Source organism: Ohtaekwangia sp., assembly GCF_036786105.1.
Taxonomy (GTDB): domain Bacteria; phylum Bacteroidota; class Bacteroidia; order Cytophagales; family Cyclobacteriaceae; genus Ohtaekwangia.
This window is the reverse complement of record NZ_DAIQRQ010000012.1, coordinates 51,465-74,966: the sequence shown is the minus strand read 5'-3', so window position 1 is coordinate 74,966 and position 23,502 is coordinate 51,465. Positions and strand designations below refer to the sequence as shown.

At 44.9% G+C, this 23,502-nt stretch carries 23 protein-coding genes; 11 read left to right on the top strand and 12 right to left on the bottom strand.

The features are described from left to right. Nucleotides 1-67: 67 nt before the first annotated feature. Nucleotides 68-1,117 (bottom strand): DUF6588 family protein, encoded by a 1,050-nt coding sequence (locus tag V7Q33_RS08215; RefSeq protein ID WP_333819522.1) that lies wholly within the window; start codon nucleotides 1,115-1,117, stop codon nucleotides 68-70. A gap of 158 nt (nucleotides 1,118-1,275) precedes the next feature. On the opposite strand from V7Q33_RS08215, the gene V7Q33_RS08210 reads away from it, so the two are divergent. The 3 genes from V7Q33_RS08210 to V7Q33_RS08200 all read left to right on the top strand — a co-directional run bounded on the left by V7Q33_RS08210 (nucleotide 1,276) and on the right by V7Q33_RS08200 (nucleotide 4,366). Further along, on the top strand, nucleotides 1,276-2,475 hold the full coding sequence (locus V7Q33_RS08210) for a 3-deoxy-D-manno-octulosonic acid transferase (RefSeq protein WP_333819521.1): 1,200 nt from the start codon (nucleotides 1,276-1,278) through the stop codon (nucleotides 2,473-2,475). 162 nt (nucleotides 2,476-2,637) lie between these two features. Continuing rightward, entirely contained in the window at nucleotides 2,638-3,549 is a 912-nt protein-coding gene (gene rsgA / locus V7Q33_RS08205) for a ribosome small subunit-dependent GTPase A (protein WP_331978221.1), read from the top strand. Nucleotides 3,550-3,553: 4 nt separating this feature from the next. Further along, entirely contained in the window at nucleotides 3,554-4,366 is an 813-nt protein-coding gene (locus tag V7Q33_RS08200) for a phytanoyl-CoA dioxygenase family protein (RefSeq protein WP_333819520.1), read from the top strand. On the opposite strand, the gene V7Q33_RS08195 is transcribed toward V7Q33_RS08200, so the two are convergent. The 6 genes from V7Q33_RS08195 to V7Q33_RS08170 form a co-directional block, all read right to left on the bottom strand. After that, entirely contained in the window at nucleotides 4,363-5,331 is a 969-nt protein-coding gene (locus V7Q33_RS08195; protein ID WP_333819519.1) for a glycosyltransferase, read from the bottom strand. The two genes, V7Q33_RS08200 and V7Q33_RS08195, sit on opposite strands and share 4 nt — an antisense overlap. Continuing rightward, nucleotides 5,325-6,260: a GNAT family N-acetyltransferase gene (locus tag V7Q33_RS08190; protein WP_331978227.1), complete on the bottom strand. Its 936-nt coding sequence runs from the start codon at nucleotides 6,258-6,260 to the stop codon at nucleotides 5,325-5,327. Before V7Q33_RS08190 ends, V7Q33_RS08195 begins: the two co-directional genes overlap by 7 nt. Further along, nucleotides 6,261-6,740 (bottom strand): Mpo1 family 2-hydroxy fatty acid dioxygenase, encoded by a 480-nt coding sequence (locus V7Q33_RS08185; protein ID WP_331978229.1) that lies wholly within the window; start codon nucleotides 6,738-6,740, stop codon nucleotides 6,261-6,263. It lies immediately after the preceding gene. Nucleotides 6,741-6,800: 60 nt separating this feature from the next. Further along, nucleotides 6,801-7,316 (bottom strand): DUF4442 domain-containing protein, encoded by a 516-nt coding sequence (locus V7Q33_RS08180; protein ID WP_331978231.1) that lies wholly within the window; start codon nucleotides 7,314-7,316, stop codon nucleotides 6,801-6,803. A 315-nt stretch (nucleotides 7,317-7,631) separates the two neighbouring features. Next, nucleotides 7,632-8,045 (bottom strand): GlcG/HbpS family heme-binding protein, encoded by a 414-nt coding sequence (locus tag V7Q33_RS08175; RefSeq protein WP_333819516.1) that lies wholly within the window; start codon nucleotides 8,043-8,045, stop codon nucleotides 7,632-7,634. Between the two features lie 23 nt (nucleotides 8,046-8,068). Then, complete coding sequence (locus tag V7Q33_RS08170; protein ID WP_333819514.1) at nucleotides 8,069-9,745, bottom strand: amino acid permease; 1,677 nt, start codon at nucleotides 9,743-9,745, stop codon at nucleotides 8,069-8,071. A 181-nt stretch (nucleotides 9,746-9,926) separates the two neighbouring features. On the opposite strand from V7Q33_RS08170, the gene V7Q33_RS08165 reads away from it, so the two are divergent. The 3 genes from V7Q33_RS08165 to V7Q33_RS08155 all read left to right on the top strand — a co-directional run bounded on the left by V7Q33_RS08165 (nucleotide 9,927) and on the right by V7Q33_RS08155 (nucleotide 14,156). Then, nucleotides 9,927-10,562, top strand: coding sequence for a 3'-5' exonuclease (locus tag V7Q33_RS08165; protein WP_331978237.1), 636 nt, complete (start codon nucleotides 9,927-9,929; stop codon nucleotides 10,560-10,562). Nucleotides 10,563-10,799: 237 nt separating this feature from the next. Further along, nucleotides 10,800-11,381 carry a GDP-mannose pyrophosphatase NudK gene (gene nudK / locus V7Q33_RS08160; protein ID WP_331978239.1) on the top strand — a complete coding sequence of 194 codons (582 nt, stop codon included), beginning with the start codon at nucleotides 10,800-10,802 and terminating at the stop codon, nucleotides 11,379-11,381. A gap of 66 nt (nucleotides 11,382-11,447) precedes the next feature. Continuing rightward, complete coding sequence (locus tag V7Q33_RS08155; RefSeq protein WP_333819513.1) at nucleotides 11,448-14,156, top strand: family 78 glycoside hydrolase catalytic domain; 2,709 nt, start codon at nucleotides 11,448-11,450, stop codon at nucleotides 14,154-14,156. 455 nt (nucleotides 14,157-14,611) lie between these two features. Here V7Q33_RS08155 and V7Q33_RS08150 read toward each other — a convergent pair whose 3' ends face one another. Together V7Q33_RS08150 and V7Q33_RS08145 are read right to left on the bottom strand one after the other, a co-directional pair. Continuing rightward, a complete protein-coding gene (locus tag V7Q33_RS08150; protein WP_331975791.1) occupies nucleotides 14,612-15,181 on the bottom strand; it encodes a hypothetical protein in 570 nt (189 codons plus the stop codon). Continuing rightward, the gene (locus V7Q33_RS08145) at nucleotides 15,178-15,735 is read right to left on the bottom strand and encodes a hypothetical protein (RefSeq protein WP_331975793.1); all 558 of its coding nucleotides are present in this window, start codon (nucleotides 15,733-15,735) and stop codon (nucleotides 15,178-15,180) included. The genes V7Q33_RS08150 and V7Q33_RS08145 overlap by 4 nt, the downstream gene beginning before the upstream one ends. Before the next feature lie 201 nt (nucleotides 15,736-15,936). Between V7Q33_RS08145 and V7Q33_RS08140 the strand changes: the two genes are divergently transcribed. Beyond that, nucleotides 15,937-16,302: a LiaF transmembrane domain-containing protein gene (locus tag V7Q33_RS08140; protein WP_331975795.1), complete on the top strand. Its 366-nt coding sequence runs from the start codon at nucleotides 15,937-15,939 to the stop codon at nucleotides 16,300-16,302. Between the two features lie 104 nt (nucleotides 16,303-16,406). Here the strand turns inward: V7Q33_RS08140 and V7Q33_RS08135 are convergent, their stop codons facing one another. Both V7Q33_RS08135 and V7Q33_RS08130 read right to left on the bottom strand, forming a co-directional pair. Then, nucleotides 16,407-17,099, bottom strand: a complete 693-nt coding sequence (locus tag V7Q33_RS08135; protein WP_331975797.1) for a nucleotidyl transferase AbiEii/AbiGii toxin family protein — start codon at nucleotides 17,097-17,099, stop codon at nucleotides 16,407-16,409. After that, complete coding sequence (locus tag V7Q33_RS08130; RefSeq protein WP_333819510.1) at nucleotides 17,089-17,622, bottom strand: hypothetical protein; 534 nt, start codon at nucleotides 17,620-17,622, stop codon at nucleotides 17,089-17,091. Before V7Q33_RS08130 ends, V7Q33_RS08135 begins: the two co-directional genes overlap by 11 nt. A 233-nt stretch (nucleotides 17,623-17,855) precedes the next feature. Between V7Q33_RS08130 and V7Q33_RS08125 the strand changes: the two genes are divergently transcribed. The 4 genes from V7Q33_RS08125 to V7Q33_RS08110 all read left to right on the top strand — a co-directional run bounded on the left by V7Q33_RS08125 (nucleotide 17,856) and on the right by V7Q33_RS08110 (nucleotide 20,893). Beyond that, nucleotides 17,856-18,668, top strand: coding sequence for a LiaF transmembrane domain-containing protein (locus V7Q33_RS08125; protein WP_333819509.1), 813 nt, complete (start codon nucleotides 17,856-17,858; stop codon nucleotides 18,666-18,668). A 67-nt stretch (nucleotides 18,669-18,735) separates the two neighbouring features. Beyond that, the gene (locus V7Q33_RS08120) at nucleotides 18,736-19,080 is read left to right on the top strand and encodes a DUF4288 domain-containing protein (protein ID WP_331975802.1); all 345 of its coding nucleotides are present in this window, start codon (nucleotides 18,736-18,738) and stop codon (nucleotides 19,078-19,080) included. A 17-nt stretch (nucleotides 19,081-19,097) separates the two neighbouring features. Further along, complete coding sequence (locus V7Q33_RS08115) at nucleotides 19,098-20,153, top strand: sensor histidine kinase (protein ID WP_331975804.1); 1,056 nt, start codon at nucleotides 19,098-19,100, stop codon at nucleotides 20,151-20,153. Further along, nucleotides 20,150-20,893, top strand: coding sequence for a LytR/AlgR family response regulator transcription factor (locus V7Q33_RS08110; protein WP_331975806.1), 744 nt, complete (start codon nucleotides 20,150-20,152; stop codon nucleotides 20,891-20,893). Before V7Q33_RS08115 ends, V7Q33_RS08110 begins: the two co-directional genes overlap by 4 nt. Before the next feature lie 797 nt (nucleotides 20,894-21,690). Here V7Q33_RS08110 and V7Q33_RS08105 read toward each other — a convergent pair. Next, nucleotides 21,691-22,908 carry a TCR/Tet family MFS transporter gene (locus tag V7Q33_RS08105; RefSeq protein ID WP_331975808.1) on the bottom strand — a complete coding sequence of 406 codons (1,218 nt, stop codon included), beginning with the start codon at nucleotides 22,906-22,908 and terminating at the stop codon, nucleotides 21,691-21,693. Nucleotides 22,909-23,502 lie beyond the last annotated feature (594 nt).

Below are 23,502 nucleotides of genomic sequence, written 5' to 3'. Positions count from 1 at the left end.
ACCTGCTATAAAAAACAAAAGCAACGGCCCGATACCGTTGCTTTTATTCTACAGTGTAAAGATTAACTTATCGCACGTTGATACCGAAACCAACGGTGAGTGCGTTGTATTTTTGTAATGTATAGTCAGCATGTAAGGTAAACACTGCCAGCTTCAGGCGAAACCCAGCCGACATGCGCGGGCCGGATGCTGTATAGCGCAAATCTAATGGATTAACCTCTTGCGACTGGTATGTTCCATCATTGTTCACATCCCATTTACCCAGCATGCTCAGGTTAGATTTAACAATGTTGTAGCCAAGACCACCGTATACGGTAAGCACCGACACTTTTTTAGAGATAACTCCCTGAATAGTCGTGGCATTCATGGCCATTTCACCTCTGGCGTTGTCGGTCATGATATCCGTATTAGTATATTTATAGTTGATCGCCAGGTGTGTATATCCTACAAAAGCCGAAAGATCGAAAGGCAATAAACGAAGCCCCGGTATATATTGCTTTACATCGTGCATAACACCTATACCAAACAGTTTGAAATGTGAGTTATCATTAATATCAATGGAAGGTGTAAACCGCACCTTCAGATCTGTTCCTTTCGGCAGACCTATACCCAGATGCACCATGGGCACGGGCATCCAGTTATTGCCTACATTGTGTTTGAGATCAAGACCGCTGGGGCCTTCGTATGTATTGTTCGGTAAAAGATTTCCTTTCTCCTGGTAAACAGGCGCTCTGTCTGGCCCGAATATAGTAGGAGCATTCGGATAGTCGGGAGACCCCTGCGGATGGCTGACACTACCGGGGGCTACAAGCTCCACTCTGGATAAATTTAATTTGGAGACATCGTAGAACAGCTCGCTTTTTGGAATAGTCATTGCGCTGGCGGTAATGGTAAGATCGATACCGATAAGCTTGTGTGTTTTTGCGGTGTTATACCAGCCGGAATTAAGGCCAAGGGCAACGCTTTTCATGAAGGGAGCGATGTAGCCACCAATTAATAGCTTTCCATCATTAATATCATTTTTCAACAACCTGTCTATATCATCCTGGGCCAAAGCTGGTATAGATGCAGTAAAAAATAGGCTGAGTACAACTGCTGTTCTTTTGATCAATTCCATATAATTTTGATTAAACGCTTATTCATTCCAAAATATCAGATTTGGTAAACTTTGTTTAAGTAAAGATCATAAAATAATCGCAGGTCTTATACCTTGCTTTGTATTTTTGCGTAAGAATGGAGTTCCTATACAGCATTTCAATTCAATTGCTTGGGGTCTTGATAAAGCTCGCCAGCATCTTTCATCCCAAAGCAAAGGCATTTGTTACTGGGCGCAAAAAGATATTCAGGCGACTGTCAGCCGATGTTGATCGTGCGGGCACAACGCCCCTGATATGGGTTCACTGTGCTTCATTGGGAGAGTTTGAGCAAGGGCGCCCGGTAATCGAAGCTCTGAAGAAAGAATTTCCTAACGTCTCCATACTGCTCACATTCTTTTCTCCTTCCGGCTATGAGGTTCGCAAGAATTATGACCAGGCAGATTATGTATACTACCTGCCGTTGGATACAGCTCACAACGCCCGCAGGTTTATAGCGATTGCCAAGCCCACACTGGCTATTTTTGTAAAGTATGAATTCTGGTATCATTATGCGCACGAACTCCGCACACACAACATTCCGCTCATATCGATATCGGCTATCTTTCGTAAAGAACAATTGTTCTTTCAACGCTATGGCGGGTTTTACCGGAAGATACTCACCCAATTCTCTTACTTCTTTGTACAAAACGATGAGTCACGACAACTGCTTCAGACTATCCATATTACCAATTGCAAACGTGTAGGCGATACACGTTTCGATCGGGTTCATCAGATTGTAAAGCAAAGCGGAGAGATTGCTATCGCCAGGGCATTCAAGAATGATCAGAAGGCCATGGTAATTGGCAGCTGCTGGCCGGAAGACCTCGATGTGCTGGCTCCGTTCATTAACGAGAACCGGATGAAGTTTATCATTGCTCCGCACGAGATCACCGAATCATTCATCTCCAATCTTGAAAAAGCATTGCAGGTAAAATCGATCCGCTATTCGGTAGCCGAGCATGTAAAGCCGGAAGACTTCCAGGTGTTGATCATCGATAACATTGGCATGCTTTCGCGCCTTTATAGATATGGTGAGTTTGCATATATAGGAGGCGCCTTCGGCAAAGGCCTGCATAATATTCTTGAAGCTGCATGCTATGGAGTACCTATACTTTTCGGGAATAAAAATTTCGAGAAGTTCCAGGAAGCAGTTGACCTGATCAATCGGGGCGGGGCGTTTGAAGTATCAGACTATACCGATCTGAAAGCAAAATACGAGATGCTGAATATACCCGAGAACTTCCTGCTCGCCTGCGAAGTAACGCGGCAATATGTAGAAGAAAATCTGGGTGCCACTGAAAAGATCATGGAATATTGTCGAGGTATTGTTAAGTCATAAATATTCCCACAGAACTCACAGAATTACACAAAAAAAATGCATTTAAAAATCTTTGTTATTCTGTGGGGAACCAAACACACTCTAACCAACACTCACACCACCAGTAGCTTGCGGCCAGAGGCCAGCAGCCATTTACAGCCATCAACCAGATAACACGTTTAAATGAATGGAATAGTCATGCGCTCCACCGGATCGTTCTACGATGTTCTCGCAGACGGAAAGAAATATACCTGTCGCGTGCGTGGAAAGATCCGCCTGGAAGGCATTAAAGAGACAAACCCCGTAGCGGTGGGCGATCGTGTTGCGTTTGACCTCGATCACGATATAGGTTCCATCACTGCTATTCTTCCCCGCGACAATCACATCTTACGACAGTCAGTAAAAAAGACGGGCCACTCTCATGTGCTGGCCGCGAATATCGATCAGGCTTTACTGGTAGTAACACTGGCTATGCCCAGAACTTCACTGGGATTTATAGATCGTTTCCTGGTAAGTGCAGAAGCGTTCAGAATCCCGCAAGTGATTGTATTCAACAAAAGAGATTTATTAAGCGAAGAAGAAGTTGAGCAGGTAAAGCAACTCATAGCACTATATGAAAGCATTGGCGTAACCTGCTTTTCTATATCAGCACAGGCAGACAACCCGGAGATGATCCGTGCAATATTGCAAGACAAAGTTACGCTGATAGCCGGGCACTCAGGTGTAGGTAAATCTACACTGCTCAACAAGATCGCACCCGCCATCAATCAGAGCGTTGGTGATATATCTGCCTTTTCAGAAAAGGGTACACACACCACAACCTTTGCTGAAATGTTTGCACTGGATGAGAAAACATTTGTGATCGATACACCCGGTGTAAAAGAATGGGGATTGGTAGAAATGACCGAACAGGAAATTTCCGATTACTTTCCGGAGATGCGCGACCTGCGGCTCTCCTGCAAGTTCGGTTCGCGCTGTATCCACATAAACGAACCGAAGTGTGCCATTATCGAAGCCGTACAAAACGGCACCATTGCACGAAGCCGGTATCAAAACTATATTAGCATGGTGCTGGGAGAGGATAACAGAAAGTAAGGCTATGGAGTATTCTGTAGGTAAATATCATTTCTCATACCATTCCCGGGGAGAAAAAACATGGGGAGAAGAGAAAGTACTGCTGGATGAGAGCATTGATCTTACAGCCGGTACACCGTGGCACGCTACCGGATTTACGATAGAGAAGCTCTTCGATGATGCTCTTTACGCTCAGTTCGCCAAGAATGTATATAGTCTGTTGATCAGTCGCTGGCAACAAGCAGGATTACCGGTAGACTATAATTTTACGCTTTCACGTTATCATACGGTAGCCGAAGATTTCGCAACACACCTCAAAGCCGTTGACAAAACAAAACTACTCAACATAAGCGAGTTTCCGGTTGCTGTACATCTGTTGGAAGAACGTATTTCCGAAATCTGCAAGACTTCCCTGATCACTAAAAATCCATTTGACCAACAACGTGTATTTCATTTTCGGGTAATACGCCCCAGCAAGACCGATAATAATCCACTGCATCGTGATATCTGGCTTGAAGATTACGACAATTGCATTAATCTCTATATACCCATTGCCGGCAGCAACGAACTTACATCGCTCATGATGATTCCGGGAAGTCATACATGGCCGGAGTCAAAAATTGAACGAACCGTAAAGGGAGCTGATATCAATGGTATCAAATACAACGTCCCTGCAGTTACCGCTATTAAAGGAAATTTTACGATGCTGCGGCCATCGCCGAACCTTAACGAAGTGTTGGTGTTTTCTCCTTATCTGATTCATGGAGGTTCCATCAACTCATCAAAAGATGATACCCGCATCTCTATTGAGATTCGTCTGTGGAAACGATCGTATTAATTGAACTTGATTTTGTTATATACATTGCGCAGGAATGCCAGCGGCAACTTCAACTGTATAATGGCATAATAAAAAGTATCCTCCCATGCTGGTGAGGTTAGCTCCTTCAACAAGGTATAAAATGATTCGCCTTCTTTGAAGTTCTCCGAAAACGCGGATTGCTTCAACTCATAACGCACGCGTTGAATCAAAGCCTTTTCTTCTGACTCGTTTCTAACGAGCTTTTGTGCTTTGCGGCACACCCTGTAAGTAGAATCTAACTGACGATCGCCAATTTTATACCACCCGGTAGACATAGATTCAGGAGTCTTGCGCACAATGGTAAGTTTCTCGATGGTATAATTATACCGGTACTTGCGAGCAGAGCGCACCCAGAAATCAAAATCTTCATAGGCAAGATTCTCATCGTATCCACCAAGCTCATCCAACACTTCTTTCCGGATCATCATTGTGGGCGATGATATAAAATAAGTAGTGAGTACATCTTTAAACACATCGCCTTCCGGTATGGATCGTATCAGCTTCCTGCGGATCAGATTGTCAAAATGATTGTATAGAAATTTACGATCGCTGGTAACATAAATGGCATCCGAGAATATAACACCTACTGAATGATTCAGCTTTCCGAAAAACTCAACCTGCTTTTCCACCCGCTCGGGCACCATAATATCGTCCGTAGCAAAATCGATGATATAGTCTCCTGTAGCCAATGCAAAACCTTTGTTGAATGCTTTGCAGTTACCAACGTTGGCTTGCAGTGGTAAAAAGTGTATATCGCTTCGCCCGGATCGTTCTATAAAGTTCCTGATTACCGATGCGCTATTGTCTTTACTGGCATCATCCACAATAATGATCTGAATGTTTTTATAAGTCTGATCGATTACCGATTGCAACGCCTCCTCCACGAACTGCGCATGATTATAACACAGGCATATTACTGAAACAAGCGGACCTTGCATTACCATGTTTTACGAAACGTTAACTTGGGTGTCGGCTTGCCACCCAGGCGAAGTTTAAAATCCAGTAAACCAAAATTTGGTTTGCCGTCTGTTGCCGAGGTACCGAGGTCAAGCATAGCTATATCATTATCAACACAAAACCGATGCATGCCTTCCAGGAGCATTACTACAGGGCTATAGGCATCGTATTCTTTGTCGTGATCGGAGTAAAAATTATAAAGTATATTTTCACGCACGCGAACAGCGATAGAAGCGGCTACCAGTTTACCGTCATGGTATATACCAAACAAATAATACTGCTCCGGAAATTCATGAACCGTTTTGCGCAGATCGGCCAGCGTCATCGACAAGCTATATCCTTTCTGTTTGCGACATGCGAGAATAAAAAGATATACATCGTCCAGCGATTCATTATCTATTGTACGGAAAAAGAGCTGCGCTTCCTGGGCCTGTCGCAGCTTTCGTTTTTCCCAGGTATCGGCATGGGCTATAAAATCAGGCTTCACTTCTATAATCGTTCCTACTTCCGCATCTACCACCTGGAAGCCTATATTTAGCAGAAACGTTTCTGTCAGCGCATTTTGCCGGTAACAATAATTTTGCGGAGCATGTTTGATGGTAAAAACAGATGCGCCTTTCTCGCGGATACGATTCGTTACAAATTCGAGAAAGGCGTAAAGCACTGCGGGTGCTACATCGTCTGCACACTCAAGGCCACCAAAAGGTGCACGCAGGGGACTGTTAGCCTCTTTACCATCAACGTGAACATGCATCAGGCAGTCAACGCATTTATACTTATCATGCAATGCATAAAAGGTATACCAGCCTTCAGGTGACTGCAGGTATATATGTTCATACTTATTGAATAAAGAAATCGCCAGGTCTGTAGAATATGCGATCGGCAGAACGCCTTCATGAAAACTATACTCTTCCAATCAATACGGGATTCCTAGTTTTTTATAAACAAAGTGCATGAGCCACGCGGGGCCGATCAGCAGAAACTGAACATCTTTCAAAAACGATGGTTTCTTGCCTTCTACTTTGTGCCCGTAGAACTGGCCGATCCAGGCGAGCACAAATATAGCAATGCATACCACCCAGAGTGGCGCTATATTGAGGCGCGTAATAACATTGGCTACCGCCAGGCAGGCAACGCCAAACAACATCATGCCAATGCTAAGCGGTATAGATAGGGAAACATAATAGATCGTTACCAGCACCAGCACTACCGTAGCCCAATTTGCATATACATTTCCCTGGCCCAATACCGATTGCACCGGTTGCGAAGGTATAGATGCAATGAGCCCTACAATGCTGAAGAAGATCAGCGGCACACAGATCCAGTGAATGGATTTATTGGTATGGTTCTGATGGCTTTCGCCATACTCCGACAACAGTTGGTCTATTCTGCGCATACGCCCTTTCGTTTTGGGTAAGAAATTTACTTCATTCCGTTCAATCTTCAAACGCTGCACTCAGGCAGCTACTTTCGTTTTTACTTTCTGCCAGTCTTTTATCTGCCAGTGTATTTTGCCGGTGGTAAGATGATTTCCGTTCGCATCGTGGATCTTTACCTCGCAAATGATCACCACAGCTTCCTGTGTTTTCAAGGGCTCATAAACAGCACGCTGTATCCACTCTTCCGAGATCGTGAACGTAGCCGTTGCATCCATCTTGGCCTGGTAGTGATAATCCATTTCCAGGCGTTGCATAATAAGCCTGTATTTTCTTGAATCGAGTTTGCCGATCAGGAGAAAGCCGGTGGTAAATTCGGAGATCGTAGCCAGTGCACAGGCATGAATGCCGCGGATGTGATTGAAGTTTCTTTTACGGTAAGGCACCAGCGTTTTCAGGTGATAGTCACCAATTTCCAGTATTCGGAAACCATGTGGCCGATTAAAGGGAATCATCCGGTTTAAAGACCAGTTGAGAAGCATCCGGTAAAAAGCCGATGTCTTGGCCTTTTGCATCACAGTATTTGAATCCAGCATAATTTTCAACAATTCGAGGGAAGTTAGTGGAATTTCCCGGATTGAAAAGCGACCGTTATTACCGCTTTAGTCGATTGGCATGATTTTAGGACTTCCCCCATCAACAATGTTATCGGGATTATCCCCTTACGAAAATGAAAACGAATAAATTCAAACTGATCGACTTGTTGTTAATGACTCCTACCATTGCCGCATTGCTTTACGGCATTATCATTTCGATTCACCTCTGATCGAAATAACGTTCACCATATATACTATATACCTTAGAAACGGAGCGGCATAGATATACCCCTCTTTTTCTCCGGACAATCGGAATCAATATTTATACACTGCCGCTATAGCGGCACGGGCGATGCGTTCATCCTCTTCTTCCGACAGTCCGCTGATACCAATGCCACCCACAACTTTTCCCTGTTGAACGATTGGTAAACCACCGCCAAAGCCGGTTATACCTTTATCGCCCCAGAATGCCGGTGGCCTGTCACTGCCCAGCATAAATTCACCCATCTGCTTCGTTGATTTACGATCGCGGGCCGAAGTATATGCTTTATTCTGGGCTATAACCGATGCTGCAGGACTCGCTTCATCCATGCGCAGAAAAGCGATGAGTTCGCCTTCCGGGCCGGCAACAGCAACCGCCACATGTTTCCGGACCTTCGAAGCTTCCTGCACTACCTGATCCAACAAGCTAAGCGCGTCTGTATAACTTACTTTTTCAACGGAGTACATGCGATATCGATATAGTATATTTTTTACGCCTTACTTTTTGCAGCCGAAAGTTTACTTTTCCAGTAACCGTAGCTGAAGTAGATCACCAGGCCAAAGAGCATCCAGCCGAAGAATACGGCCCAACTGCGGGCTGGTATTTCAATCATCAGGTATAAACAGCACAACATTCCCAGCACCGGTATAAGCGAAAGCTTCTTCATAAAAGAAGCGATCGTAATGGCGGCTGCGAGTACTATGAATACAATAAACAATATTTCCTGATGCGATTCATTACCAATGTTGCTCACCGATGATACAATGCGCTCTCGAAATCCATAGAGAAATATAGCAAAGAGCACCGGCACAATCCATTGCCCATTGATCCTGGGAAGATTAAATTTCTTTGCGTCTTTATCCTCCACTTCGGGCAACAATAGAACACCTCCACACACCAGCACAAACGCAAACAAGGTTCCTATACTGGTAAGGTCTGTCATCAAGGCACTCTCTACAAACAACGAAGGTATAGCAACAATAAAACCGGTTACAATCGTAGAGAACGATGGCGTCTGAAACCTGGGATGTATAGTGGAGAATTTCTTTGGCAGCAAACCATCACGGCTCATACTCATCCAGATGCGCGGCTGCCCGATCTGAAACACGAGCAACACACTGGTGGCGGCAAGCACAGCACTCACCGAGATAAAAAACCCGACTTTGCCGAGGTTGATCTTTTCAAATACATACGCGAGCGGATCAGACACATTGTTGAACTCTGAATAATTTACCATACCGGTAATTACCAGTGTTACCACTACATAGATGATTGTACAAATGATGAGCGAGTACATCATACCACGCGGCAGGTCTCGTTGCGGATTGGCGCATTCTTCTGCTGTGGTGGATATCGCATCGAATCCTATATACGCAAAAAACACAGCCGACACACCTTTCAGCACACCGGTAAAATTATTGGGAAGAAAAGGAGTCCAGTTATTGGTATCAATATAGAATACGCCCACCGCTACGATAATGGCGAGCACAACCAGTTTTAATCCCACCATGAAGTTGGCACTGCTGCGACTTTCTTTTATACCTATATACGCCAGCACAGTAATAATAGCAATGATCAGTGCCGCCGGCAGGTTGCATATAAATCTGAAGCTGCCCAGAAGCGGAGCGGTTGTCCAGGCCATGCCTTCGGTAGAAGCTCCGGCCGCTATAGCAGCGTCATACGAAGTTCTGGCTGTAGTCGGATCGGTTGTGAGCCACGCCGGCAAATGTATACCTATACCTTCCAGCAGGTTGGCGAAATAACTGCTCCACGATATGGAAACCACCACGTTGCCGATACCATATTCCAGAATAAGTGCCCACCCGATAACCCATGCGGCCACTTCACCGAACGTAACATACGAGTATGTGTAGGCACTGCCCGCCACGGGAACACGCGAAGCAAATTCAGCATAACATAACGCGGTGAAACCACAGGTAATCGCGGTAATGATGAAGAGAAATATTACCCCCGGGCCGCCATCATAAGCGGCTTGCCCAATGGTAGAAAAGATACCCGCCCCGATTACGGCTGCTATACCCAACGAAGTCAGGTCGCGTACCCCCAGTACTTTTTTAAGACTTGCGGAACCATGATCATCGTTTCCATCTTCAACATCTTTAAGGATTGCCGGGATTGATTTCTTTCGGAATAGGGAGTTAGACATTCAGTTCAGGTTTAAGGAGGGCTCAAAATAAATAAAAATTAAACAGGTTGGGTGCTCCGGGGGCCGGCACGGACAGTTTGTTTTTAGAATAACCACTAAAATTTCCGGTGATTAAAAGATGAGTTGATTTTTTAATTTAACTTAATGGCCTCGTGGAAGGAATTTTTTAAACGCTGTCAATTTGGATTTTTTAATGACTCCTCCGAAAGAACACCCGGACAACGCGGCAGATCAGGGCGTAGTACCGAAGACGAACATCACTGCGGAAGAACTTAACCTTCTGCCTCTGAAGGCTTTCAGTGGCAAGGTGAGTGTTATTACCGATGCTGAAAAGCTCTCAAAAGCTGTAAAGGAGATCGAAAAACATCCGGTGGTTGGCTTCGATACCGAGACACGGCCCAGCTTTAAAAAAGGACAATCCTATAGCGTGGCATTGCTTCAACTGGCATTGCCGCAAAAGGTATTTCTCATCCGCCTGCATCATACAGGCGTTACCGATGAACTGGCTTCAATTTTTGAAAACACCAACATCATCAAGGCAGGCGTTGCCATTCGTGACGACATCAAGGCATTGCAAAAGCTCAAGCGCTTTCATCCGCAGTCATTCGTAGAGCTCGCCAATCTCTCCAAGGATAAAGGATTGCAAGTAGAGAGTGTAAAAAAACTGACGGGATTGCTACTCGGTTTCCGCATATCCAAGAGCGCACAGACTTCTAACTGGGAAGCCCCTACCCTCACCGAAAAGCAACTGGAATATGCTGCCACCGATGCCTGGGTATGCCTCGAGATCTACAAAAAGCTGATCGCAGCCGAATAATTTACAGCCATTACACGTGCTGTAACCTTGACCTTACAAAGCAAGTTCAACCTTGTTGTATTTACCGGCACCTCATCAAGTCTGGTTAAAACATATTTTCCTATTTAATGCAAATCGGCTACACACCAATCTCACTTCCCCAACTTCCAGCCGCTAGCAGCAGAAGCCAGCAGCCCATACAAACAACGCCTGGGCTACACAAATCAACAATCACTCCACTCTATCCAGCATATTAAAATGACCCCATCCGTTAAAATCCTGCAGAAAGAAATTCTTTCCGCCAACTGGTACAAACTTTACAAGTACACATTCTCTATCACTGACAAGCACGGTGCAGAAGTAACCCTAAGTCGCGAAGCATACGATCGCGGCAATGGTGCCACCATACTGCTATACAACAAGCAGCAACGCACGGTAATCCTGACGCGACAGTTTCGCCTACCCACTTTTGTGAACGGTAACGACAGCGGTATGCTCATCGAAGCCTGTGCCGGTTTACTCGATCTGGATAATCCGGAGGATTGCATTCGCAGGGAAACCGAAGAAGAGACGGGCTATCGCATATCGCATGTCAAGAAGATATTCGATGTATATATGTCACCCGGATCGGTAACGGAGATACTGTATTTCTTTATCGGCGAATATTCGCACGACCAAAAAGTAAACGAAGGTGGAGGTGTGGATGAAGATGAAGACATTGAAGTACTGGAATACGACTTTGAAAAGGCATACGGCATGATTGCCGCGGGTGAGATACGCGATGCCAAAACCATTATGCTGCTGCAATACGCCAAACTTCACGACTTATTTAATTCCTGAAGCAGCAAAGAGCAGGGTAGTTAATCCGCACCGACTTTCTATTTTAAGGCATAATTATACTTTATTATGCCACGCTTTGTCACTACACTGCTCTTAATTCTCTGCACACTCATTGGGTATGCGCAGAAACTTCAGCTCGTTGAGCTAACGACAGAATATCAACACAATCCGCTGGGTATAGATGTTACCTCGCCACGCTTTAGCTGGAAACTTCGCTCTTCGCTGCGCGATGTTCTTCAAACTGCATACGAAGTTCGCGTAAGTCAGGACGATAAAGCCAAAACGCTGGTGTGGCAGAGCGGGAAAGTAACATCCGATCAATCGGTATTCATTCCTTATCAGGGTGCTCCGCTCAAAGCTAAACAACGGTATCGCTGGCAAGTGCGTGCCTGGGATAACAAAGGCAATGCCTCGGCCTTTAGTGAAGCGCAGTTTTTTGAAATGGGATTATTGAAACCGGACGACTGGCAGGCAAGCTGGATCGAACCTGCCTTACCGGGCGATAGCACCGGACAACCGGCACCCATGCTGCGAAGAACATTCGAAGCAAAGAAGGCCATTGCTTCTGCAAGACTATACATTACAGCACACGGACTATACGAAGCGCACATCAACGGTAAGCGTGTGGGCGATCAATACCTCACACCCGGCTGGACTAGCTATAACAAAAGACTGCAATACCAGACTTACGATGTTACTGCGCTCGTGCAGAGCGGCAACAACGCTACCGGCGTATTATTAGGCGATGGATGGTATCGCGGATACCTGGCATGGGGCGGGCTGAAGAATGTATATGGCAAAACGCTCGGGCTGCTCTATCAACTTGAAATAAATTATACCGATGGCTCCAAAGATGTCATTACTTCGGACGACAAATGGAAAGCATCCGCCAGCGCTATTCGCAAAGCCGGTATATATTATGGCGAGGCGTACGATGCACGCCTGGAAAAGAAAGGATGGGCAGCACCTGGCTTTAATGATACCGATTGGCAAGCTGTGCGCGTAATCAACGGTGGAAAAGAAAATATACTGGCTTCTTACGGACCACCTGTTCGGAAACACGAAACGTTCAAACCGGTAAAAATATTTAAAACCCCAAAGGGCGAAACTGTTGTTGACTTCGGTCAAAATTTAGTCGGGTGGATAACGCTCAAAGCAAAAGGTAACGCTGGCAACAAAATCACGATACGCCACGCAGAGGTGCTGGACAAAAATAAAAACGTATACCTCGATAACCTGCGAGAAGCTAAAGCTGAAGTAGTATATACCTTGAAAGGTGGCGAGGAAGAAGTGTATGAGCCGCACTTCAGCTTCTTTGGTTTCCGATATGCATGGGTAGAAGGATTTCCGGGCACCTTAACAGCGGATAACATTTCAGCTACTGCACTCTATTCCGACATGGCGCCAACGGGCAATTTCAGTTGCTCGAACGCTCTCATCAACCAATTGCAGCATAATATACAGTGGGGTCAGAAAGGTAATTTTATAGATGTACCTACCGATTGTCCGCAGCGTAATGAGCGCCTCGGCTGGACAGGTGATGCGCAGGTGTTCAGTCGCACAGCTGCCTATAACATGAACGTGGCATCGTTCTTTCACAAGTGGTTGAAAGATGTAGCTGCCGATCAGCGTAGCGATGGTGCTGTGCCGTTTGTTATACCGAACGTACTGGGCGATCAGGATGTGGCCTCCACCGGCTGGGCTGATGCGGCCGTTATTATACCCTGGAATCTATACCAGGCTTTTGGCGACAAACGCATTCTCGAGAATCAATATGAGAGTATGAAAGCCTGGGTAAACTATATGGAGAAGAATAGTAAGAATGATCTCTGGAACACCGGCTTCCACTTTGGTGACTGGCTCTTCTACCGACCTTTTGATGATAACGATGGTCGCTCGGCCGTAACCGATAAGTACCTGATAGCACAATGCTTCTGGGCGCACTCGACACAATTACTACTGAATGCTGCGCAGACATTGGGTAAAACCGAAGATGTGCAGCATTACAGCGCGCAACTTAAAAAGATCAAAGACGCTTTCATAAGAGAATATACAACACCCTCCGGCAGGTTAGTGTCAGGAACCCAGACAGCATACGTGCTTGCACTGAATTTCGACATGCTGCCGGAATCACAACGTGCACAAACAGCAGAGCGCCTAGCACTGAACGTAAAAGATTACGACAACCACCTCACTACGGGTTTTCTCGGCACCCCATACCTCTGCCATGTGCTGACACGCTTCGGCTATACCGATGTTGCTTACGATTTGCTGCTGCAGGAAACATATCCGTCATGGCTATACCCCGTAAAGATGGGAGCTACTACTATATGGGAACGTTGGGACGGTATGAAGCCCGACAGCACTTTTCAAACACCCGGTATGAACTCATTTAACCATTATGCTTACGGTGCTATAGGCGACTGGATGTATCGCACAGTGGCGGGTCTGCAAGAAGCCGCTCCCGGTTACAAGCAAAGCCTTATTGCTCCTGAACCTTCGAAGGGAAGATTAACAACCGCTACTGCTGAACTGCAAACTTTATACGGCTTGCTCAGTTCCACATGGAAAATAGAGAATGGTATATTTATACTTGATGCACAGGTGCCGCCCAACACAACGGCAACCATAATATTGCCCCATGCAGCCGATCAACATGTTACTGAACACAAAGCAGAACTTTCGGCAGCCAAGATCACCCCTGAAAAACAAGGTGAAGACCTGAAGATGAAGCTCGGCTCGGGAGTATATCATTTTGAATATAGCTGGCATTGATAGAAACTATATATCATAAAACATAAGAGCAGCTAACTTACAGTAAGATGATTGACTTGGATTGACAACGGGTAGTGTTAGACGTCCGGTTATCACGGATGATTTTTCACGATTCTGCAAGCCGGTGCGAAATTGAGTTTATGCTTTCTTGCAAAATTGTAGACGCACCTTGATATTTTTTTTTATGAAGTTTTCGCTGGCGAAAACTTCATAAAAAAATTAGAAAGCCGAAAACCTGTTGGGCCGCTGGCGGCGCAACAGGAGCTTGTTAAATCTTTCCCCGAGGTTTCGCAAGCGAAACCTCGGGGAAAAGACTCTCAAGGTGCGCCTGCAATTTTGCAGAAAGTGTAAATCTCAACTTCGCACCGGCTAGCAACAACTGACCAGAAGGTGATATACCGGTAAATCATCTTGGCAGGAATTGATAAATAGAATTATCTGTAACGATAAAGCGGCTACTGTATCACTTCCTTCACCACCACATCAATGTCACCGGTAATAATAGCATTATTACCCGTGCTGTTATCCGCACCACTCAATGTAAAATTTCCCTTTACATGACCGGAAGATCGATCAAATGAAAAACCAGTAACCGTAACATCGTTGTTAATGCCTGACTCCATGCTAAAGTGGATCACCGGATCGTTGGTGGTTATATATTGAAAACTATAATTGATACCATCCGGCGAGGTGTCGGTTTCACTGGACAATGAGAAATTTATCGACAAGTAACTTCCCGTAGAAAGATTCTGTCGCATAATCCGTATATCTACAGCTCCGCCCGATTCTACACGATAGTATGAATAGGCACTTCCTTCGGGATAATAACCCGGTGCATACTGGGTATATTCAAACGACTGGTTGATTGCTGTCTTTTTATCGGAAGCTATACCCACCAGTGTTCCTTTTATATGACCTTGCTGCTGATATTCCAACGCGGGCACATCATCATCTTTGCAACCTGCCAGCAATACAACAGCGGCCAGCAGGCACGCAATGCTTATCTTGTTCAGGCGCATCATCATTGTATTACTTTTTTCACTACAACATCAAAAGACCCTGTTACCGTAGCAGTGTTATCGGTACTGTTCTTATCGCCCGATAAAGAGTAATCGCCCTTCACTTGTCCCGTAGAGGCGTTGAATGAAAAGTTACTTATCTGCGCTACATTGGTTGAGCCGGTAGACATAGAGAAGTATAATATCTTGTCAGTCTCTTTGATATAAGTCAGGCTTATACTATACGATGGAGAAGTATCCTGTGCATTGGCAAGCGTAAGCTGAAAAGACATGATACCTCCGGTTTGCATATCCTGACGGATGATCTGAATATTAATACTTTCATCACTGTTAACAGAATACAGCGAAGAGTATGGTCCGTAATAAGAACTGGGAAGATAGCGGTTGTAGCTGAATTGCTCATCGATAGCAGTCTTGTCATCTGAAGCGGTTCCTTTGATGGTGCCTTTCACGAATCCCTGCTCAACGTATTCAATGGCAGGTACATCATCATCGCTACAGCCGGAAAAAAATACCAGGGCACACAACGCCATGGCCAGAACGGTTTTGGTCTTGTTCATAGGGGGATCTTTTAGTTAATTATACTTATACAAGATATAACAAAAGTTCGATTCCATAACATGGCTTGCCGGCCGTTTCCACTTACCTTATTTACCTACTGCATTCCTATGTTCACCTACCCTGCTCCACAACACGCCTATCCATCCTGGCCATCCGCTATACCCGGGCCGTATATTCGTCTAACTAAAACATCATACCACATGAACACAACTCAGTATATGGAAAATAAAACATGCAGAAACCATGAAGTACCCGACAGAACAGGCCGTGCGTTAGGCGGTATTGTAATCATTGCTGTAGGTGCCGTATTGCTGGCCAGCAAAATGGGCGTTGTGTTTCCGGAGTGGATATTTACCTGGCAGATGATCGTGATCACAGCCGGTATATTCTTCGGAGCGCGCCACAGCTTCCGTCACTTCGGATGGCTGATACCGGTAGCCGTGGGCACACTCTTCCTGATCGATCGCTTCGATGACAGCTTCTCACTGGGCCATGTAATGTGGCCGATCCTTGTAATCGCTATCGGACTGAACATGATATTTCGTCCGAGACATAGAAGAAAATAGTTGCTGGCTACAAGCTGCTGGCCGGAAAGTATAATATTGGCGTGGGGCCTTGCCTGTAAGGGGTGAGGCCTTTCTTTTCTAGATAAAGACAATGCCTATACTGATTACAATTCGATTATCTGTTTGATTTTCTCTTCGATGACTTTTAGCCTGGCAGATCGAATGAGTGGCTGCAGATGACATGAGATGATCTCTCTGCGGTTACTATTTTTCCATATTGTTTGATATTCCTTCTTCAGGTATTCTCTTACATCTGCTTCCGATTCGCTGATCTGTTTCACAAGAGAGATAGCATTATCGGTGAGATATACTATATCTTCAAAATCGTGGCTGGTAATATAATTTCCCTTTCCTCTTCCGTTAAAGGCCGAGAACTTTGTAGCTAAGAAATACGCCAGCGGAAGTATATTAACATCCAAGTCATTAGCGATTGCATGAGGTTGTATTTTTTGCAAACCAGGCTTATACCACGGGTTTGAAAATCCAATCACATTTTCATCGTCAGGCATGATGTCAACTGTTACATCTTCATATTTAAACCGGCAAATTACATGTGAGCTTTGGTCTGGTGAGAAACCCAGTGTTGTGAGCTCGTCCTGCAGCTTTGCCCAAGCAGCATAGCCTTCCAACGTCAGACTTAAATCAATGTCCATGGTAGGACGCACTTCATCTGCAGCAGGATCATCGGCGTATACGCTAATCATCGCGCCACCCACAAAAGCAACCTTCTGTCTTAAATGTTTCAGAGCAATCGCTATTTTTTTAACTACTTCAATATTGATTGTCTTATTTTCCATCTTCTGATATTAAACGTTCGAGTTCTTGCCTGGCCAATTCCTGCTCACGGGCTTTTCCAACTCTTATTACATCCACCAGGGCCAGTAATTGATAAAGATCATTGTCGTCTCTGCAAGGCTGAACCAACGTTGGGTAGAGCGGTGGAACAGCTTGACCTTTATCGCTGCCATTCGCATCAGGCCATACATAGACAGACTCTGCCGATGAAATCATCTTGTTAAGCGGAGGCGCACTGTGGGCAGTTTTCAATCCACGGGTAATAACACCCGGCTTTTGAGGAAATACATATTTGATTCCATGCAGTAGAAACTCAATCAAAGCCAGCTTGTTGATGTTTTCTTTGGACTCATCTATCAACCCGGCTTCCATAGACCGGTTCAAAGATTCACTGACTTCCGATGCACTTATGCCCAAGTGTTGAGCAATAGTTTTCATCTGCCATTTCTCTTTTCTTCGCTGATAAGAAATGATCTTTAAAAGGATGGGGATATCCTGCGGCCGCATGCCTGTGTGTTTTTTCATAAAAAGATCTTTTAATTCTCAATTCGCGATTCGCGAATTGCAAATCAAAATTGTCATTTTCTCCTGAAATTCCAAAGAATGATTTTAGCTAGCCATTTGCCTTGGATTTGTTTCCGCTTCTTACATTTTCACCTACTGGTTTCCCCTTTTCACCTACTGGCCACCTTTGCCGGCCTAAACACGATGGCTGTGGGCTGCAGATGCCCGTACATTTGAAATAAAAAACAGAAAAAATGGATACGCAAGAAAATACATCGGCAACACCCGCTAACCCAAACCAATCTTACAACGATTACCACAACAATCCGTCAGGTCGTGCCTGGGCCGGGCTGGTGATTGTAGTGGTAGGTGGCGTGTTGCTGGCAAAACGGGCAGGTGCAGACCTTCCTTCCTGGCTGTTTACCTGGCCTATGATACCGATCGTGTTCGGTATTTTCGCCGGTGCCAAACACAGATTTCGTCACTGGGGCTGGCTTATACCGGTAGCCATTGGCTTTATCTTTTTGAGTGAACAATTTGTAGACATTTCAATTGCTCAATACTTCTGGCCCTTATTCATTATTGTAATTGGTCTGGCCATGATCTTCAGACCCAAGCGCAACCGCGAACATGCCTGGAGACGCTGGGAAGAAAGACGTCATCGCCGGTTTGGCGGTGATCGGTTCAACAACGATCGGTTCACAGACGTCAATACACAAAACACAGAAGAAGACTATATAGATGCCGTAACCGTATTTGGCGGTGCCAAAAAAGTAATAATCTCCAAAGACTTTAAAGGCGGTGAAGCAACAACCTTCTTTGGTGGTGTTGAGATCAACCTGATGCAGGCCGACATCAACGGCAAAGCAGAACTCGAATTGGTGCAGGTATTTGGCGGAACAAAACTCGTGGTTCCTTCCAACTGGAAAATACAAACTGAAGAACTGGTAAGCGTATTTGGCGGGCTTGATGATAAACGCAAGAATATCACAACGCCCGATCCCGACAAGATACTCGTGCTGAGAGGTACGTGTGTATTCGGTGGCATCGACATCAAGAGCTACTAGCTGACCACTGGTAATCTATCCTTAAAACAATATGTATTTCATTCTCATAACCCTTCAAGCATTACTTATGAACTGGTACATCGCAAAAATTGTCTTTGGCATCACGGCTGAGAACAAAGACACCAAACAATTTGACGAACAACTGCGGCTTATTGAAGCGGAGACACAGGAAGAAGCTTTTTTGAAATCGCGCATGATCGGACTGAGCGAAGAGGATTCTTTTCTAAACGACAAGAACAACCTGGTGAAATGGGAATTCATCAATGTATCAGAACTTGTACCGATCAAGAAGCTGGAAGATGGTGTAGAAGTATACTCCCGCATTCACGAGATGGAAGAAGCGAAATCATACGTTAACTTTATACACCAAAAGGCTATGGCATTACGCCTTAACGCTATGCCATTGTTCTGATCTTAACTGATTAACGCTTGAATATACCCCGCATATCAAACCGTAAAATTACCATCGCGTATATTACCTGGTGGCTTTTACTGGTACTACTTGAAACATACGCGATTGAAGAAACTTTCGGTCTTCGCCTGATGGTGGCGCTGGCCGATGCATTGAACATGAATTTACTGCTGGCAACTGCGGGATACTTTATGTTCAATTCCCTGCGCTTCTATCAGCCGGGTCCGAAGAACGCGTTTTACCTGCTGGTATGGAGTATAACATTGGCAGTACTAAGTGTAGTGTTGCATCGCTGGTTAATGGCTACCTACCTTTTTCCGGACGACACGCAATACATGAGCTACCTGGAAGGTTCGCACCTGATACGCGGAGTTATAGCCTGGCTCATGATTGCTCTCATGGCGGTGTTAAGCTGGGTGTGGTTTGTAATACAGGATCAACAGGCATACGAGAAGCGTGAGGAAGATGCTGCACGATTAGCGCGCGAAGCCGAGCTCGCTACGTTACGACAGCAACTGCAACCACACTTTTTATTCAACAGTCTTAACTCTATCAGTGCACTGGCAGGATCGAAACCGGAACAGGCTCGTATGATGATCCAGCAACTGTCTGACTTCCTTCGTGGAACAATCAGACGCGATGACCAGCAACTGGTAACACTGGAAGAAGAGCTGAAACATTTACAACTATACCTTGAAATTGAAAAGGTACGCTTCGGCCACCGGCTCAAAACAGAAGTGATCAAAGAAGAAGCTTCGCTGGCCATGAAACTTCCATCACTGTTACTGCAGCCTATTGTAGAGAACGCGATCAAATTCGGATTATATGATACGACCGGTGAAATTACCATTCGCATCAACTCCGCTGTAAAAGATCATCAACTGATATTAACGGTGGAGAATCCCTTCGATCCGGCCACGGCACAACCGAGGCAAGGCACAGGCTTCGGGCTGTCGGCCGTACAACGGAGACTCTATTTGCTGTATGCACGCAACGATCTGCTCATTACCCGGCAGCCAGAGCAACAACAACCTATATTTATAACCGAAGTACATATCCCTCAAACGGCATGATTAAAGTTATACTCATCGATGACGAACCGTTGGCCCGCAGCATTACCCGCGAATATCTGCAGCCCTATACCGATATAGAAATTGCGCAGGAATGCAACGATGGCTTTGAAGGCGTAAAGGCTATCACCACACATAAACCCGACCTGATTTTCCTCGACATACAGATGCCGAAGATCAACGGTTTTGAAATGCTGGAATTGCTGGAGCAGCCACCGGCCGTAATATTTACTACCGCCTTCGATGAATATGCCATGAAAGCTTTTGAAGCACATGCCATCGATTACCTGCTGAAGCCTTTCAGCAAAGACCGTTTTGACAAAGCGATTCAAAAATGGTTGCAACAACGCGGCAGCGCTACCGCTGAAAAGAGCACGCAAGTATTACTGCAGGAAGAGATCCGCCAGCCGGAGGAACGCAATCGCATTGTAGTAAAAGAAGGCGGTAACATTCGCATTATACCGGTGCACGAGATCCAGTATATAGAAGCGTATGACGATTACGTGAAGATCTACACACAAAAGGAAATGTTCCTGAAAAAGAAAACGATGAGCTTCTACGAACAATCGCTCGATGCCAACCAGTTTGTACGCGTGCATCGCTCCTATATCATCCAGTTAAATCAGCTCACCCGCATTGAGCCATTGGAAAAAGATACACATGTAGCCTTGCTTAAAAGTAATGTGCGCGTGCCATTAAGCAAGAGCGGGTATACAAAACTGAAAAGTGTATTGGGATTATAAGTACATTTATAGTGCGGTCAATTCTTGTAATAAGTCCGTTCAACGATTATGGAAGACCAGCAGAATACAGATAAGCCAACTAAAGCCGAAGAGGCAGCCGGTATTTATAGGACATGGCCTGCAAAAAGATTGGTTGTGAGTTCACCGGAAGAACAGGAACAACACATGTATGCATACTGGCTCAGCCTGACACCTGAACAAAGATTGAACTAGTGTTGGAACTGCATCGAAAATATATAGTGATGATGTTATAAGTCTCTTCCAAAGACAGGAACCAGAATATACTTTGATCATGCATGAATATTTTCATTAACGCGCATGCGAATAACTACTAATCCTACTTTGTCAACTCCGGCCCGCCCGATTTATAACGACAGGAGATTCTTTCATTTCTGAACAGTGGTTGTTTGCATAATTGTGCTCGCCGGTGCGAAGTTGAGTCTTACGCCTTTTACAAAATAGTAGGCGCACCCAGATAATCTTTTTTCCGAAGGTTTCGCTGGCGAAACCTTCGGAAAAAAGATTTAAAAAACTGAAACCTGTTGTGTTGCCAGCGGCACAACAGGTTTCAGTTTTTTCTTTCGCTCCTGCACTTTTGCTATAAAAGTAAGTTGAAATTGCCGCGGGTTTGACCAAACTACATGAAGCGCAAAGAATAAGGTAACAAGTTCCAGGGTATGAACAAGATTAAACCTGACAAAGTAGAACTAAGCAACAGAGCCAAAGACAAAGCCGATATTGAAGAGCTTCAGAAGATTATTCAACGCAAAAAAAGCAATAACCTTTACTATATGTCCTTAAACCGCGTGCTTCTTCAAACTCAATCGCGCGAGGAATGCGCTGATGAGTGTGAGGAATGCACCTGCCATCATAGCGGCTCCCGGAAAATAAGTAGCACCTGTTGATTTTGAAGAGTAGTGATGAAAGATCGCCGTCATCATTACCGGGCCGAAAATAGAAGTAAGGCTCATCAGGCTTGTAAGCGCCCCTTGTAATTCTCCTTGTTCATTCGCTGGCACTTGCGCCGACATAACACCTTGCAGCGAAGGACCGGTTATACCACCCAGGCAATAAGGAATCAAAAAGGCATACATCATCCATCCTTCAGTAGCTATACCGAACAGAAAAAATCCAATCGCATATAATCCTAATCCTATATAAATGCTTCGCTCCTGCCCCAACTTCGGAATAATAAACCGGATCAACCATCCCTGCACAATAGCTACCAACAGTCCGACAAAGGCAAGCGAATATCCCACCCCTGCCTCATCCCAATTGAATTTCTCCATGGTATAATAAGACCATGTACTTTGCACCGCATGTCCTGCAATGTAAACGAGTACAATGGACGCAACGAGTCCCAGTATAACTTTATAGCGTAAAAAGAAAATCAATGACCCTACAGGGTTGGCTCTTGCCCATTCGAATGGACGTCTGTTTTCAGGCTTCAGTGACTCTGGCAAAATAAAGAATCCATACAACCAATTGAGCAACGTAAGAACGGCTGCCCCAATAAATGGAACACGCAAACCATATTTGGCAAGTATACCTCCCAATGCCGGGCCGATGATGAATCCTAAACCGAATGCAGCACCGATCATTCCAAAGTTCTGCGCACGTTTTTCAGGTTCGCTGATGTCGGCAATATAAGCGGCTGCCGTTGTGAAGCTTGCTCCCATAATACCGGCAATGATGCGGCCTACAAAAAGCCACTGAATGGTGGGAGCAAATACCAGAAATATATAATCAACTCCAAAACCAAAAAGCGATGCAAGTAGTATGGGTCTTCTGCCAAAGCAGTCGCTAAGGTTTCCCATCAGAGGCGAAAACGCAAATTGCATGATGGCAAATGCAGCAAGGAGCCATCCTCCATATTCCGATGCTTCCGGAATATCCACATGGAGCATTTCACTGATCAAACGCGGCATAACCGGAATGATGATACCAAAACCAATAACATCGATTAAAAGTGTAACGAAAATGAAACCAAGCGCTGCGTTTTTCTTCTCTGCCATACGGTGGGAATTATCAGGCTGTAAATAAAGCTAAAATTGAAATAGAACGGCTTCAAAGTTTAAAGTTTAAGGTTTAAAGTTTAAGGTTCGCAGGAAAATGTAAATCTTCGTCCTAAACTTTGAACTTGAAAACGTTGAACCAATTTTACCGGACAGAACGATGCCATTTTTCCACCCATAAATGCATTCTACCCATTTCTGTGGATGGCTGGTACAAGTAACCGTTCAGACATTGTGCTGGAAAATAAAATTATACAGGCACGATCTTTACCTTATATCTTTCAAACCTTTCTTACCCGTTATGTTCAACACGATAATGATAGGTTATGATACACCGGAATTTAAAAAATGTAAGCATCCTCATCGGTGTTGCAGTGTCTGCAATCATCTGGGGATTATTCGTGTTCATGTGAGAACAATCATATTGTGAGCGTATAGCTTGAAGGAAAATAAACACCTTTGAATTTCGCTTTACAGGTTAGGTTTGTGAAGCAATCTCTGTAGCAACCATTATAGCGGTGCACATGAATACGGTAAATCATTGCTGTCTAAGCGTGATGATCTCCAGCAAATGATAGTGATAAAAGTCTTTCA